This is a genomic window from Flavobacterium sp. N3904 (assembly GCF_025947305.1).
In the GTDB taxonomy this organism is placed as follows: domain Bacteria; phylum Bacteroidota; class Bacteroidia; order Flavobacteriales; family Flavobacteriaceae; genus Flavobacterium.
The window spans coordinates 3,111,599-3,127,467 of the sequence record NZ_CP110009.1 but is presented as its reverse complement, the minus strand read 5'-3'; the positions used below and the strand labels follow the sequence as shown (position 1 = coordinate 3,127,467).

Here is a 15,869-nt window from a genome sequence, read left to right as displayed (position 1 = left end):
GTAAAGTTGAATGTTTTTAAAGTAAAACTAGATCCGAACTTCTATATTGTTGTTTTTTAATTCTTTTTTTAAAGCTTTAATTTCGATTTCCTTGAAATGGAACACGCTTGCCGCCAATGCTGCATCCGCTTTTCCATCAATAAAGGTATCTACAAAATGTTGCATATTCCCTGCTCCTCCCGAAGCAATTATCGGAATATTGACTAATTGTGACAGTTTTGCCAAAGCTTCATTTGCAAATCCGTTTTTGGTTCCGTCATGATTCATAGAGGTAAAAAGGATTTCTCCTGCTCCTCTTTGTTCTACATCTTGTGCCCAATCGAATAATCGAATTTCCGTAGGAACCTTCCCTCCTACCAAATGCACCATCCATTCGTCTTCAATTTGCTTGGCATCTATCGCCACCACCACACATTGGCTCCCGAATTTTTGTGCCAAATCATTAATCAACTGCGGATTTTTTACTGCCGAAGAATTGATAGAAACTTTATCCGCACCATTTTGCAATAAAACTTCAACATCTTCTACGGTTGAAATTCCACCGCCTACTGTAAATGGAATATTGATAGTTGCAGCCACTTTTCGAACCAAATCCACCAAAGTTTTTCTGCGTTCTTCAGTTGCAGAAATGTCAAGAAAAACCAATTCGTCAGCACCTTCATCCGAGTAGATTTTGGCCAATTCCACAGGATCGCCCGCATCACGCAAATCTACGAAATTAACGCCTTTTACGGTTCTTCCGTTTTTGATGTCGAGACAAGGTATTATTCTTTTTGTTAACATTTTTTATAATTGTTACACAGAGATTCGCAAAGGTTTCGCAGAGATACACAAAAATCTTGGTGAATCTTTGCGTCTACTTTGTGCTTCTTTGCGGAATAATCTATTTTATTATATAATTTTCCAATTGTTTCAATGAAATTCGACCTTCATAAATCGCTTTCCCGATTATAGTCCCTTCACAACCTAATTTTGCTAATTTAGGCAATTCATCAAAAGTAGAAATTCCACCTGATGCAATTAATTTTATACCATTGGCTTCCATTAAAATTTTAGCATACAAATCAAAACTTGGTCCTTCCAGCATTCCGTCTTTGGCAATATCGGTACAAATCACATACTGAATTCCTTTGCTTTGATAATCTTGGATAAACGGAACTAAATCCTCATCAGAATCTTCCAACCAACCTGAGACGGCTACTTTTTCATTATTAGCGTCAGCTCCTAAAATAATTTTATCCGAACCATATTCGGCAATCCATTTTTCAAAAATAGCTCTGTTTTTTACTGCGATACTGCCTCCTGTGATTTGGTTGGCACCACTTTCGAAAGCTATTTTCAAATCAGAATCAGCTTTCAATCCGCCACCAAAATCAATTTTCAGTTTGGTTTGCGTAGCTATTTGTTCCAATATTTTATAATTTACAATTTTGCTCGATTTAGCGCCATCCAAATCTACCAAATGCAAGTATTCGATTCCGTGTGCTTCGAATGATTTGGCTACTTCAAGCGGATTTTCATTGTATATGATTTTGGTATTGTAATCGCCTTTGGACAAGCGAACACATTTTCCTTCTATAATATCTATTGCGGGGATTATTCGCATAATTTGTTTAAAGTTTAATGTTTAAAAAGTTGTTTAAAATGCGCTCACCAACATCACCGCTTTTCTCTGGGTGAAATTGTGTTCCGTAGAAATTATCATTCTCTAAAGCTGAAGAATATTCCACTTCATAATCAGTAGTTGCAATGGTTTCTTTGCAAATAGGCGCATAAAAACTATGCACCAAATACATGTATTCATTTTCTGTAATTCCTTTAAATAAATCTGATTTTAAATTATAAATGTTATTCCAACCCATTTGGGGAACTTTTACTTTTGGAGAAAATTTAATGACATCCACATCAAAAATCCCCAATCCTTCTGTACTTCCTTCCTCCGATTTATTACACATCAATTGCATACCCAAACAAATCCCAAAAACGGGCTGCTTAAGAGTTGGAATCAAAGTGTCCAAACCACTTTTTTTAAGCATTTTCATCGCATAACTAGCCTCTCCTACTCCAGGAAAAATTATTTTGTCAGCAGACTTTATTTCTTCCGGATCGTTGCTCAAAACTGCTTTGAACCCCAATCTTTCGATGGCAAACATGATGCTTTGAATATTTCCGGATCCGTAATTTATGATTACTATTTTCATTTTCTTAATTAGTATAATGTGCTATCATTTTATTTACCAATCCTTTATCATTAAAAAACATAACTTCAATAGCCATTTTGTTCATGATGGATTTGTAATATAAAGCCACTGAATTAACACTAGATGTAACTTCTAAAAGCTCAAAATGTAAATCAGGAAACTTAGTTAGGGCTTTATTCCAATAGTCTTTGACTGATTTTTTTCCAACAAGTGAACCGCTTTCTATTCCTCCAGCCAATTTTATCATTGGTGTAGTTATTTCAATGTCTTCAGAATAATGTTGCATTATGTTTTCCAAATCATGAGAATTCCATGATTCAATCCATTGTTCGGCAAATTTTTGAGCATCCATAATTGGTAGTATTAAAGCATTCCTTTTGTTGATGGCAAAATCATTTTTTCTGTATCGCGTTTTACCGCTACTTTTATTGCTTTTGCAAAAGCTTTAAAGATGGCTTCAATTTTGTGATGTTCGTTGGTTCCTTCGGCTTTGATGTTGATATTGGCTTTGGCACCATCCGAGAAAGATTTGAAGAAATGATAAAACATCTCTGTTGGCATTTTACCTACCATCTCCCGTTTGAATTCGGTTTCCCAAACCAGCCAGTTTCTGCCTCCAAAATCAATCGCTACTTGGGATAAGCAGTCGTCCATTGGCAAACAGAAACCATAACGCTCAATGCCTAATTTATTTCCTAATGCTTTGGCAAAAACTTCACCAAGCGCAATGGCTGTATCTTCAATCGTGTGGTGTTCATCAACTTCTAAATCACCTTTTACGGTTATCTCTAAATCCATTTGTCCGTGGCGTGAAATCTGGTCAAGCATATGGTCAAAAAAAGCAATTCCGGTTTCAATTTTGCTTTTTCCGGTTCCGTCCAAGTTCAAATTGATGCAAATATCGGTTTCATTGGTTTTTCTTGTAATCGATGCAGAACGCGCTTCAAGTTTCAAAAACTCATAAATCACTTTCCAATCGGTAGATTGCAAGATAATCACTTCATCTAATTCCTCTCTTTTTGCAGCAATTTCCGAACTTCCTGCTCCTTCGGTGGTATTCATGAAAATGGCTTTAGCGCCCAAGTTTTTGGCCAATTCCACATCCGTCAAACGATCTCCCAAAACAAATGAGTTGGCCAAATCATATTCAGGGTTGTCAATGTATTTAGTCAACATTCCCGTGCGAGGCTTGCGTGTTGGTGCATTATCCTCAGGAAAAGAACGATCTACAAAAATATCATCAAAAAGAACACCTTCGTTTTCAAAAGCTCTCAAAATGAAGTTTTGGGTTGGCCAAAAAGTATCTTCGGGGAAACTGTCGGTTCCCAATCCGTCTTGATTGGTCACCATAACCAATTCGTAATCCATTTCCTTGGCTATTTTTGCCAAATACTGAAACGCTTTTGGGTAAAATTCAAGTTTGTCTAAACTGTCTAATTGATATCCTTCTGGTTCTAAAACAATGGTTCCGTCACGATCTATAAAAAGTACTTTTTTCATTTTATTAAGCTTTTAATGCCTCAATTAATTTTTTATTTTCTTCCTCTGTTCCAATAGTCAAACGCAAACAATTTTCACATAAAGGCTGTGTCGTTCTATTTCGAATTACGATCCCTTTGGCTATCAAATCATCGTATCTTTTATTGGCATCATCCACTTTAATCAATATAAAATTGGCTTCTGTTGGATAAATTTTTTCAACGTATTTTATATCAAGTAATACTTTAAGTAGATCTTCTCTATGTCTTATTATAGATTTGATTTCAGATTCTACAGTATTGGTGTTATCCAATCTTTCTAAAGCTCTTTTCTGAGTTAATTCGTTTACATTATATGGCGGTTTTATTTTGTTTAAAACCGAAATTATTTCTGCTGAGGCATAACAAATTCCCAATCGAATTCCCGCCAAACCATACGCTTTTGAAAGTGTTTGTGTGATGATTAAGTTAGGATATTGTTCTAATTTTTGTAACCAACTTTCTTTTTCTGAAAAATCAATATACGCTTCGTCAATCACAATTATACCATTAAAATGCTCCAATAAAGTCGTCACACTTTCTTCTGAAAACGAATTTCCAGTTGGATTATTCGGGGAACACAAGAAGATCATTTTGGTATTATCATCAATTGCTTTGAAGATTTTCTCAATTTGAGGCTGAAAATCAGTTGAAAGCAATACTTCTCTATTTTCTACTGCATTGATATTTGCCAGTACACCATACATTCCGTAAGTAGGTGGCAATGTAATCACATTATCCACTTTTGGCTCACAAAAAGCTCTAAAAATCAAATCCAGAACCTCATCACTACCGTTTCCTAATAACATTTGGTTTGGATTTACTTTGTGTTGCTTTGCGAGAATACTTTTTACCGAAGCTTGTTGCGGATCGGGATACCGATTTACACCACTATTAAAAGGATTTTCATTGGCATCCAAAAAAACCATATCGGCGGTGTCAAAATCCTCAAATTCATCTCTGGCAGACGAATAAGGCTTTAAAACCTTGACGTTGTCACGAACTAAACTATCTAAATTAAAACTATTTATCATTTTCAAGGGCATTTAATCGTAAAGTAACTGCATTTTTGTGGGCTTGTAATCCCTCGGCTTCAGCCATAATTTCAATTGCCGAACCAATATTTTGTATTCCTTTTTCAGAAATTTTCTGAAAAGTCATCGATTTAAGAAAACTATCTAAATTAACTCCGCTATAATTTTTGGCATAACCATTCGTGGGCAAGGTATGATTGGTTCCCGAAGCGTAATCACCGGCACTTTCTGGAGTGTAATTTCCAATGAAAACAGAACCTGCATTGGCTATATTATCGATGTAAAAAGCTTCGTCTTTGGTGCAAATAATAAAATGTTCAGGCCCATATTCATTGATTAATTCTAAAGCTACTGTATCATTTTCGACAAAAATCAATTTTGAATTGGCAATCGCTTTTTCTGCAATTGCTTTTCTTAGTAAAACCTCCATTTGAGATTGGATTTCAATTTCAACAGCATCAATCAATTTTTTTGAAGTAGAAACTAAAATCACTTGGCTATCTGTTCCGTGTTCGGCTTGAGACAATAAATCGGAAGCTACGAAAGCAGGAACTGCAGTGTCATCAGCAACAATCAATAATTCCGATGGACCTGCAGGCATATCGATGGCAACACCAAATTGTGTAGCCAATTGTTTGGCAACAGTTACAAATTGGTTTCCGGGACCAAATATTTTATACACTTTTGGAATAGTAACAGTTCCAAAAGTCATTCCTGCAATGGCTTGAATTCCGCCAACTTTCAGAATTTTGGTCACGCCACATAGATAAGCGGCATACAAAATGGCTGGATTGATATTTCCATTTTTATCAGGAGGAGAACATAAGACGATTTCGCTGCAGCCTGCAAGATTAGCGGGTACCGCAAGCATCAATACCGTTGAAAATAAAGGAGCGGTTCCTCCTGGAATGTATAAACCAATTTTTTGTATTGGTCTTTTCTCTTGCCAACAGTTTACACCTTCAGTGGTTTCCACTACAACACGATTTGTTTTTTGTGCAGCGTGGAATTTTTCAATATTTGATTTTGCCAACTGAATGGCTTCTTTTAATTCTTTAGAAATAGTTGCGATTGCAGTGGCTATTTCGGTTTGGGAAACTTCTAAATCAGGAACTGAAACCCCATCAAAAAGTGATGTATACTTTGCAATAGCAAAATCCCCTTTTGACTGTACTTCCTTGAAAATCCCTTTTACAGTTGCTTCAATATCGTCAACTGTTTTAGTTGGTCTTTCTAAAATTGCTGACCAAGTTTCTGGTTTTGGATTGTATATTTTATTCATTATAATTTTAATTTAAAGATTGAAGAATTTATAGATTTAAAAATCACTATTTTAATCTTATATTTACGCTTAAATTAAAGTACCATTTTTTCGATTGGACAAACTAAAATTCCCTCGGCACCAACTTCTTTCAATTGGTCAATTACTTCCCAAAAAGTGTCTTTGTCAATTACCGAGTGTACACTACTCCAACCTTCTTCTGCCAATGGCAAAACGGTTAAACTACGTAATACGGGAAGAATCTTGCCAACAGCTTCAATTTTGTCATTTGGAATATTCATCAAAATATATTTTGATTTTCTTGCTCTTAAAACCGATTCGATTCTAAATTTTAATGTGTCAATTATTTTTTGAGATTCAGGACTTACTTTTGGAGAAACAGCTAATACCGCCTCACTTTTAAAAATAACTTCAACTTCTTTCAAATTGTTTTTAAATAAAGTGCTTCCGCTGGATACAATATCGACAATAGCATCTGCTAAACCAATGTTTGGGGCAATTTCTACCGAACCTGATATTTGGTGAATATCAACTGTTACTCCTTTAGAATTAAAAAAATCAATTACTGTGTTTGGATAAGAAGTTGCAATGCGCATCCCTTCTAAATCTTTTACTGATTTATAATTAAATGTTTTGGGAACTGCTACCGAAACTTTACATTTTGAAAAACCTAATTTTTGAATTACCTCAATGTTTTTCCCTTTTTCAACTAATAAATTATCTCCTACAATAGCAATATCTACTACTCCATCGATTAAATATTGGGGAATATCTGAATTTCGCAGATATAAAACCTCTAAAGGAAAATTGGAAGCTTCTGCTTTTAATTGATCTATTCCATTATCAATTGAGATCCCTGCGTCTTTTAGGATTTGGATGCTTTCTTCGTTTAGGCGTCCAGATTTTTGAATTGCAATTTTAAGTGTACTCATTTTAGTTTTTTTGTTTGTTGTTTAGAATATGGTTGAGTACAAAGAATAGGCAATAAAAAACCCGTTTGATGTACTCAAACGGGTTTAGATTATTGTGATTTACACGCATACCATTAACACATCGCTTGAGAGCAATTATGAGAATGATGATGATGTAATTGAATTGATAACATAACTTTATAAATTTAGATAACTCTTTGTTTCTTTTGCAAATATAAGAGATAAAACAATTACAAACCTATTTTTAATTTAACGTAACAACAAATATTTGTTAAATAAAGACTGCAATAGAATGTTTAATCGTCACAAAGAATCGATTTGATAAAAAATAAAACACCTATTACTAATATTTTTTGAACACTAGCAATAGATGTTTTAAAACCAACCCTAAATAATTATTAGTAACTTACTAATTTAAAACAGCTTCCAAAGAAGGTCCAGCAGCGACTAAACGTTTTCCTTCTTCAGTATCTGTATATTGTTCGAAATTTTTAATGTATCGTGCAGATAAATCTTTTGCTTTGCTTTCCCACTCAGCTTCATCTTTGTAAGTATCTCTTGGATCAAGAATTCCTTCACTAACATTTGTTAATGCAGTTGGGATCGTCAAGTTCAAGAAAGGAATAGTTTTTGTTTCAGCAGCATCGATTTCACTGTTGATGATGGCATCAATAATTGCTCTTGTGTTTTTAAGAGAAATTCTTTTTCCAGTTCCATTCCAACCTGTGTTTACCAAATATGCTTTAGCTCCATGCTCTTTCATTTTTCCAATTAATGTTTTAGAATACATTGTTGGGTGTAATGTTAAGAAAGCTTCACCAAATGCTGGTGAGAAAGAAGGTTCTGGAGAAGTAATTCCTCTTTCAGTTCCTGCTAATTTTGAGGTATATCCGCATAAGAAGTGGTATTGAGCTTGATCTTCGTCTAAGATTGATACTGGAGGCAATACTCCAAATGCATCAGCAGAAAGATAGATGATTTTGCTTGCATGTCCAGCTTTTGATGGCAATACAATTTTGTTGATATGATAAATTGGGTAAGAAACTCTTGAATTTTCTGTGATTGAATGATCGTAATAATCAATTTCTCCGTATTCATCAACAATCACATTTTCTAATAAAGCATCTCTTTTGATTGCTCTCCAGATATCTGGTTCGTTTTCTTCGGATAAGTCAATTACTTTAGCATAGCAACCACCTTCGTAGTTAAATACTCCATTGTTATCCCATCCGTGTTCATCATCTCCAATTAAGTATCTTTTTGGATCTGCAGAAAGTGTAGTTTTTCCAGTTCCAGAAAGTCCAAAGAATACAGCAACATCACCTTTTTCACCTACGTTTGCAGAACAGTGCATTGAAGCCATCCCTTTTAGAGGTAAGTAGTAGTTCATCATAGAGAACATACCTTTTTTCATTTCACCACCATACCAAGTTCCTCCAATAATTTGGATTTTTTCAGTAAGGTTAAATACTACAAAGTTTTCAGAGTTTAACCCTTGTTCTTTCCAATTTGGATTTACAGTTTTTGAACCATTCATTACAATAAAATCGGGTTGTCCAAAGTTTTCCAATTCGTAATTTGAAGGTCTGATAAACATATTAGTTACAAAGTGTGCTTGCCAAGCCACTTCCATTACGAAACGTACTTTAAGTCTTGTGTCAACATTTGTTCCGCAATAAGCATCAACTACATATAATTTTGGAGATGTAGAAAGTTGTTTTAAAACTAATCCTTTTAAATCATCGTAAATTCCTTGAGTAGTTGGAAAATTTACTTTGTCATCCCAGTATATAGTATCTCTTGATGTTGCATCTTTAACAATATATCTATCTTTAGGAGAACGTCCTGTAAAAACTCCTGTTTTTACGGCAACAGCACCAGTATCAGTTAATGCTCCTTTTTCGTATCCTTTTCTTTTATTAGAAACTTCAGCTTTGTACAATTCTTCATAAGAAGGGTTGTATACAACTTCATGGTAACCTGTGATTCCTAAATTGTGTAATTCCTGAATAATTTTGATGTTTTTCATGGTTTTCTATTTATAATAATTTGATGTGTTATTTTCTTTATCAAAGGTACTTTAGCAAATAAGGAAAAAAGCTGATTTTTATCATGTTTGCAGAAAAAATATACGCAAACGTTTGCGCTTTCATGGTGTATTACAAGGGGTTACAGGTTTTTTATAGATCTTTATTTATTGTGGTAACAATTTGATTATTAGAAAACAAAATCATACAAAACTGATTTTTATCATATAAAAATAACAAATTATTTAATTCATTTACACTATTATTTACAACTAAATATTATAAAATTATGTTCGAATGGTTTAAAATATTGTTTACTCCGACAGAAACGCCGGATATGACACAGTCATTAATTGTATTATTTTTGGCTATTAGCGTAGGTTTTTTTGCAGGAAAACTCAAAATAGGCAGTGTATCACTCGGTGTATCCGCAGTTATGTTTGTTGGCCTATTTTTAGGTCACTTAGGTTTTAGTATGGAACCGGAATTAATTCAATTCGTTCGAGAATTTGGTTTAATTCTTTTTGTATACGGTATCGGTATTCAAGTTGGTCCTACTTTCTTTTCTTCTTTCAAAAAAGAAGGGCTTATTTTTAATGCATTAGGTGTTGGAACTGTTTTCTTAGGTGGTATTATTGCCTATTTAATCCATTTATTTGCTAATGTAAAAGTTGAAAATGCTGTTGGATTAATGTCGGGTTCGGTTACAAATACTCCAGGATTAGGAGCTGCCAAATCGACTTTGATTGAAATTCAAAAACAATTGAATCTTCCTGCTGATCACTTTTCAGATCCTGCCATTGCTTATGCTATCACTTATCCTATTGGAGTTTTTGGAATTATACTCATTATAATATTAGCCAAAAACTTTTTGAAAATAGACTTATCTAATGAAGTTATTTTGCTTAATAAAAAAAATAAAGACTCAGAAAATAAAATAGTTCGTCAAAAATGTAGAGTTACACAACCAAATATAGTAGGAAAAACAATTAGACAGGTATTTAAGGAATTCCACATTGAAGACGTAATTATATCCAGACAAAAACAAAGCGGAACCAAGGTGGTGTTTTCCCCTTCGTTAGATTCTATAATAAAAGACAAAGACGTTTTGATGGTGGTGGCCAAACAAAAAGACATTAATAAATTTATCGATATTGCTGGAAAAGTATCCACCGATTTATTTATCGAATCTGAAGACGATGTTACAACAAAAATACTAAGTGTAACTAAAAAAACCGCTACGCACAAAACGCTCGCACAATTGGATTTGTACAATCAATTTGGTTTAAAAGTGACTCGTGTAGTTCGTTCTGGATTAGAAATTTTAGCACAGCCTACATTGGAACTTTATTATGGTGATACTTTATTGGTAGTAGGTAGTAAAGAAGCCATCGAAGAAGCTGAAAACATTATAGGAAATTCAAAAAAAATACTTTTGGAACCCGATTTCCTTTCTCTTTTCGGAGGCTTGATTTTTGGGGTTATCATTGGTTCAATTCCAATTATGATTCCTTCTTTGCCCGTTCCTTTAAAATTAGGATTGGCTGCCGGACCGCTTTTGGCCGCATTATTCATTAGTAGATACGGTGGTGTTGGAGTAATTCACTCATATATCAATAACGGAGCAATACATTTCATGAAAGATTTCGGGATTTGTTTGTTCTTTGCTGCAGTCGGAATTAAAGCAGGTCATGGTTTCTATGACAATTTTATAGCAAATGACGGATGGATGTGGATTTATTACGGTTGCTACATTACTTTTATCCCTTTGACACTATTGGTATTAATAAGTCGATTTGTATTTAAACTTAATTTTTATCAAATGGTAGGAATTATGAGCGGCTCTTATACCGATCCTGCTGCATTGGCTTTTAGTACCAAATATTTGGATTCTGATATTCCTAATCAATCGTATGCAACGGTTTATCCGTTGGTAACAATCAGTAGAATATTGGTGGCACAATTGCTTATTTTGCTCTTTGCGAGTTGATTTTTATTTCATTTCTATAAAAAAGGATGTCTGCAATTAGACATCCTTTTTGTTTTTCAATTTATAGTTTCTTAATTAATACTCCAAAAGCGCTTTCAATTCTATTTCAAATCGGCCTTTCGGCAAATATTGATCTTCCAATGCTTTTGTAAATGGAATTGGGGAATCCAAACTGGCAACACGTTTTACGGGCGCATCCAGATATTCAAAACAATTTTCCATTATCAATGCTGAAATATCGCTGGCAATTCCGCCAAACATAGAATCTTCTTGATAAACAATCACTTTTCCTGTCTTTTTGACCGAGGTGTAAATTGCTTCCGTATCCAAAGGTTGGAGGGTTCTTAAGTCCAACACATCTGCTTCTATTTCTGGATTTTTGTCTAAAGTTTCCAAAGCCCAATGTACCGCTGCTCCAAAAGAAATAATCGTGACATCGTCTCCTTCTTTGAGTAAGGCCGCTTTCCCCAATGGAATAGTATAATAGTTTGTGGGTACATTTTGTGACATGCTTCGGTACAATTGTTTGTGTTCGAAGAATAAAACAGGATTCGGGTCATTTATCGAAGCATTCAGCAAACCTTTGACATCATAAGGAAAGGCTGGATAAACAACCTTTAAACCTGGAGTTTTAGTAAACCAGGCTTCATTGGTTTGGGAATGAAAAGGCCCTGCTTGTGTTCCTCCGCCGCAGGGCATTCGAACGACAATATCGGCTTTCTCCAACCAACGGTAATGAGATTTGGCCAATAAATTCACAATTGGATTAAATCCGGTGGACACAAAATCAGCAAATTGCATTTCGACGATGGCTTTATAACCATTAATGGACAATCCCATCGCTGTCGAAACTACGGCGCTTTCGCAAATGGGTGTATTTCGAACACGGTCTTTACCAAATTGCGCCACAAAACCATCCGTTATTTTGAAAGCGCCACCATATTCGGCAATGTCTTGTCCCATGATAACCGATTTTTCATGTCGAACCATTGATTGGCGCAAGCTACTCGAAATAGCGTCTATAAAACGAATATTTTCTGTTTCCGAATTCGGATGAAACTCTTCATGAATATACGGCTGGTAAACATCATTTAATTCCCCCTCATAAGTGGGTACAATTTCTGGTTCGGCATTGGCTATAGCCCAACTTTCATCTATATCTTTTTTGATTTCATGTTGTATTTCGTCATCATGTTCTTTGGTAAGAATATCATTTTGGTATAAATAACTTCTGTAATTATCCACAGGGTCTTTTGCGGCCCATAAATCCATTAATTCCTGAGGAACATATTTGGTGCCACTCGCCTCTTCATGTCCGCGCATTCGGAATGTTTTGAATTCCAATAAAATTGGCCGTGGATTTTCAGTCATCGATGCTTTTAATTCGGTAATTAAATTAAAAACGTCCAATATATTATTCCCGTCAACGATGTGGCTTTCGATTCCGTAACCTATTCCTTTGTCGGCAAGGTTTTCGCAACGGTATTGTTCATTGGTAGGAGTAGATAAACCATATCCGTTATTTTCAATTATAAAAAAAACAGGCAAATCCCAGACCGCTGCTATATTCAAAGCTTCATGAAAATCGCCTTCGCTAGTGGCGCCTTCACCGGTAAAAACAGCAGTTACTTTTCCGTTTTTCTGTAATTTATTGGCCAATGCTATTCCATCAGCAACACCCAGTTGAGGTCCCAGATGCGAAATCATTCCAATGATTTTATATTCTTGCGTACCAAAATGAAAACTTCGGTCTCTTCCTTTGGTAAATCCATTGGCTTTGCCTTGCCATTGAGAAAATAGTCGATGTAATGGAATGTCTCTTCCTGTAAATACACCTAAGTTGCGGTGCATTGGTAAAATATATTCATCTTTATCTAAAGCAGCTGTAATACCTACAGAAATGGCTTCCTGCCCTATACCAGAAAACCATTTGGATACTTTTCCCTGTCTGATCAGGATTAGCATTTTTTCCTCTACCAATCTCGGTTTTAGCATTCTTTTATATAGATCTAATAAAGTATCGTTGGATAGATTTTTTTTATCGAAATTCATTTTTTGGGGTTTATTGATACAACTCAAAGATAAATAAATATAACAGTTTTTAGTCTAATTGTTATAATATTTTAAATTATGAATAATTATTGAAAAGAGTTCTCTGTTTTATTTTTTATCTTTGTGCTTTAGAAGTTTAAAACTTCTAAAGTATTAAATACAGACTTAATATGCAAAACATTCCTAGTGTTGACTTGCGTGATTTCCTTTCGGACGACCCGAAACGTAAACAAAAATTTGTAAATGAAATCGGAAGTGCATTCGAAGATATTGGCTTCGTAGCGCTCAAAGGGCATTTTTTAAACGATCAATTAGTTGATGAATTGTATGGCGAAATCAGGAATTTCTTTTCCTTGCCATTAGAAACCAAACACAGCTATGAAATTCCTGGAATTGGTGGACAAAGAGGTTATGTTTCTTTTGGAAAAGAACATGCCAAAGGTCGTAAAGAAGGGGATTTGAAAGAATTTTGGCATTTTGGGCAGTATGTGGACGAAGATTCCAAATATGCTTCAGAATATCCAGAAAATGTTGAGGTAAAAGAATTACCACGTTTTAATGTTGTTGGTAAAGAAGCTTACCAAATGCTTGAAAAAACAGGTGTTTATGTATTGAGAGCTTTGGCATTGCATCTTGGATTGGATGAATTTTATTTTGACGAATACGCCAAAGACGGGAATTCAATCCTAAGACCTATTCACTATCCTCCTATTACATCAGAGCCTGAGAATGCGATTCGTGCAGCAGCTCATGGTGACATCAACTTGATTACTCTATTGATGGGTGCGCAAGGTAAAGGATTACAAGTTCAAAACCATAATGGCGATTGGATCGATGCAGTAGCAGAACCAGATGAATTGGTAATAAATGTAGGTGATATGCTATCTCGCCATACCAATAACAAACTGAAATCTACGATTCATCAAGTGGTTAATCCGCCTAGAGAATTATGGGGAACTTCACGTTATTCTATTCCATTTTTTATGCACCCGGTTAGTGACATGAAGTTAAACTGTTTAGAAAACTGTATAGATGCCGAAAATCCTAAAAAATTCGAGGATATTACTGCTGGGGATTATTTATACGAGCGCCTAGTTGATCTAGGTTTAATTAAGAAATAAAATTCCAAAAAGCTGAAGAGCCAAATTCCAATGATACACTTTTGGAATTTGGCTTTTGGTTTTTTATAATTTGAAAAATATGGATTTACAAGACCAATTGAAGAATCTTTTTCCAGACCATGAAATGGCTCCCGAGGAGTTAATTGAAAAAGAACCACACGAATTATACGTTCAAAAAGAACCTATGATTTGCAAATTCGAAAAAAGAAAAGGCAAAGCGACCACTATCATTGAGGGGTACGAAGGAACCGACGAGGATTTTAAAATCCTGGCCAAAGAAATCAAAACCAAACTGAGTGTTGGCGGGACTTTCAAAGATGATTCTATTATTATTCAAGGTGATTATCGTGATAAAATAATGAGCATTTTAAAAGAAAAAGGGTTTAAGGTAAAACGTGTTGGAGGATAGAAAAAGTTTAGGGTTTAAAGTTTAAAGTTGTTGAACCGTTGAACAACTTTAAACTTTAAACAAAAAATTAACTTTAAATAAAAATCAAACTTTAAACAAATAATGGCTATTCAACAATCTGAATTAATACTCAATCCTGACGGGAGTGTGTATCACCTTAATTTGAAACCCGAACATATCGCTCACGATATTATTTTTGTGGGTGATCAAGATCGAGTGGCAAAAATCACCAAACATTTTGATTCCATTGAATTTTCTACCCAAAAAAGAGAATTCAAAACCCAAACAGGAATTTATAAAGGCAAGCGTCTAACGGTGATGTCTACTGGAATTGGCCCTGATAATATAGATATTGTCATCAATGAGCTGGATGCGCTTGTCAATATTGATTTGGAAACCAGAAAACCAAAAGAAAAACTGACTTCCTTAAATATTATCCGAATAGGAACTTCGGGTTCTTTGCACGCAAATATCCCCGTGGATAGTTTTGTGATGGCTCAATTTGGTTTGGGACTCGACAATATGCTTCGCTCCTATTTGGTTGATGCTGTTTCAAATCTTGAAATGGAAGATGCATTTATTGAACACACCAATTGGGACTTGCGAAAAGGAAGACCTGTTGTTATTCCTTGTTCTTCGGTATTAGAAAAAAGAATAGAAAGCGAAAAAATGCACAAAGGAATCACGGCAACTGCAGGTGGTTTTTATGGACCTCAAGGACGTGTTTTGCGTTTAAATATTCAAGACCCTATATTAAATTCCAAAATGGATAATTTCCTTTTTAATGGAACAAGAATTACCAATCTCGAGATGGAAACTTCAGCCATTTATGGGCTTTCCGCACTTTTGGGACATCAGGCGCTGTCACTAAATGCCATTATTGCCAATCGTGCCAATGGAACTTTCAGCAGCGATCCTTACAAGGCGGTGGATGAATTGATAGAATATACTTTGGAGAAGTTGAGTAAATAGGTTTCCAATTATGATAATACATTTAATACTGCATTTTATTTTTGGAATCCAAAAAAGATTTTTTTTAGGGATTGGAGCTATCACAAGATGGTTACTTTTTCTAGCTTATAATATTTTATATATTAAAAAATACTCAGCAGATTTAGAATATTACATATACAATCAAAATAATAAAATTGATAAAAATGGCTTTACTGGTCAAAACAAAAACCTTTTTTTGGGAGTGATTGTTTTTATTTTAACAATAGTATTAATGGAAAATTATAAATAAAAAAATATGTTTTTTAAGAGTAGTTAGACCCCAATGGTTTCAGAATTGTTGCTTGAGATTT

The 15,869-nt window shown here is 34.7% G+C and carries 15 protein-coding genes; 5 read left to right on the top strand and 10 right to left on the bottom strand.

What is annotated here, in order from left to right; translation table 11 throughout:
* Window positions 1–27: 27 nt before the first annotated feature.
* From hisF to pckA, 9 genes are all read right to left on the bottom strand, one after another.
* Window positions 28–783 (bottom strand): imidazole glycerol phosphate synthase subunit HisF, encoded by a 756-nt coding sequence (gene hisF, locus OLM57_RS13200; protein ID WP_264564162.1) that lies wholly within the window; start codon window positions 781–783, stop codon window positions 28–30.
* 100 nt (window positions 784–883) lie between these two features.
* A complete protein-coding gene (gene hisA / locus OLM57_RS13195; RefSeq protein ID WP_264564161.1) occupies window positions 884–1,606 on the bottom strand; it encodes a 1-(5-phosphoribosyl)-5-[(5-phosphoribosylamino)methylideneamino]imidazole-4-carboxamide isomerase in 723 nt (240 codons plus the stop codon).
* 7 nt (window positions 1,607–1,613) lie between these two features.
* On the bottom strand, window positions 1,614–2,201 hold the full coding sequence (gene hisH / locus OLM57_RS13190) for an imidazole glycerol phosphate synthase subunit HisH (protein ID WP_264564160.1): 588 nt from the start codon (window positions 2,199–2,201) through the stop codon (window positions 1,614–1,616).
* A 4-nt stretch (window positions 2,202–2,205) separates the two neighbouring features.
* Window positions 2,206–2,553: a nuclear transport factor 2 family protein gene (locus OLM57_RS13185; protein WP_264564159.1), complete on the bottom strand. Its 348-nt coding sequence runs from the start codon at window positions 2,551–2,553 to the stop codon at window positions 2,206–2,208.
* 11 nt (window positions 2,554–2,564) lie between these two features.
* A complete protein-coding gene (gene hisB, locus OLM57_RS13180; RefSeq protein ID WP_264564158.1) occupies window positions 2,565–3,701 on the bottom strand; it encodes a bifunctional histidinol-phosphatase/imidazoleglycerol-phosphate dehydratase HisB in 1,137 nt (378 codons plus the stop codon).
* A 4-nt stretch (window positions 3,702–3,705) separates the two neighbouring features.
* Complete coding sequence (hisC, locus tag OLM57_RS13175; RefSeq protein WP_264564157.1) at window positions 3,706–4,752, bottom strand: histidinol-phosphate transaminase; 1,047 nt, start codon at window positions 4,750–4,752, stop codon at window positions 3,706–3,708.
* Window positions 4,742–6,034 carry a histidinol dehydrogenase gene (gene hisD, locus OLM57_RS13170; protein ID WP_264564156.1) on the bottom strand — a complete coding sequence of 431 codons (1,293 nt, stop codon included), beginning with the start codon at window positions 6,032–6,034 and terminating at the stop codon, window positions 4,742–4,744. The genes hisC and hisD overlap by 11 nt, the downstream gene beginning before the upstream one ends.
* Before the next feature lie 74 nt (window positions 6,035–6,108).
* The gene (hisG, locus tag OLM57_RS13165; protein ID WP_264564155.1) at window positions 6,109–6,966 is read right to left on the bottom strand and encodes an ATP phosphoribosyltransferase; all 858 of its coding nucleotides are present in this window, start codon (window positions 6,964–6,966) and stop codon (window positions 6,109–6,111) included.
* Between the two features lie 409 nt (window positions 6,967–7,375).
* Complete coding sequence (pckA, locus tag OLM57_RS13160; protein ID WP_264564154.1) at window positions 7,376–8,995, bottom strand: phosphoenolpyruvate carboxykinase (ATP); 1,620 nt, start codon at window positions 8,993–8,995, stop codon at window positions 7,376–7,378.
* Window positions 8,996–9,282: 287 nt separating this feature from the next.
* On the opposite strand from pckA, the gene OLM57_RS13155 reads away from it, so the two are divergent.
* Window positions 9,283–10,983, top strand: coding sequence for a putative transporter (locus OLM57_RS13155; protein ID WP_264564153.1), 1,701 nt, complete (start codon window positions 9,283–9,285; stop codon window positions 10,981–10,983).
* A 75-nt stretch (window positions 10,984–11,058) separates the two neighbouring features.
* Here the strand turns inward: OLM57_RS13155 and OLM57_RS13150 are convergent, their stop codons facing one another.
* Window positions 11,059–13,035, bottom strand: a complete 1,977-nt coding sequence (locus OLM57_RS13150) for a dehydrogenase E1 component subunit alpha/beta (protein ID WP_264564152.1) — start codon at window positions 13,033–13,035, stop codon at window positions 11,059–11,061.
* 170 nt (window positions 13,036–13,205) lie between these two features.
* On the opposite strand from OLM57_RS13150, the gene OLM57_RS13145 reads away from it, so the two are divergent.
* The 4 genes from OLM57_RS13145 to OLM57_RS13130 all read left to right on the top strand — a co-directional run bounded on the left by OLM57_RS13145 (window position 13,206) and on the right by OLM57_RS13130 (window position 15,808).
* Window positions 13,206–14,156 (top strand): isopenicillin N synthase family dioxygenase, encoded by a 951-nt coding sequence (locus OLM57_RS13145; protein ID WP_264564151.1) that lies wholly within the window; start codon window positions 13,206–13,208, stop codon window positions 14,154–14,156.
* 79 nt (window positions 14,157–14,235) lie between these two features.
* Window positions 14,236–14,565, top strand: coding sequence for a translation initiation factor (locus tag OLM57_RS13140; RefSeq protein ID WP_264564150.1), 330 nt, complete (start codon window positions 14,236–14,238; stop codon window positions 14,563–14,565).
* A gap of 102 nt (window positions 14,566–14,667) precedes the next feature.
* On the top strand, window positions 14,668–15,537 hold the full coding sequence (locus OLM57_RS13135; protein WP_264564149.1) for a nucleoside phosphorylase: 870 nt from the start codon (window positions 14,668–14,670) through the stop codon (window positions 15,535–15,537).
* A 10-nt stretch (window positions 15,538–15,547) separates the two neighbouring features.
* Window positions 15,548–15,808, top strand: a complete 261-nt coding sequence (locus OLM57_RS13130) for a hypothetical protein (RefSeq protein WP_264564148.1) — start codon at window positions 15,548–15,550, stop codon at window positions 15,806–15,808.
* The last annotated feature ends 61 nt before the right edge of the window (window positions 15,809–15,869 follow it).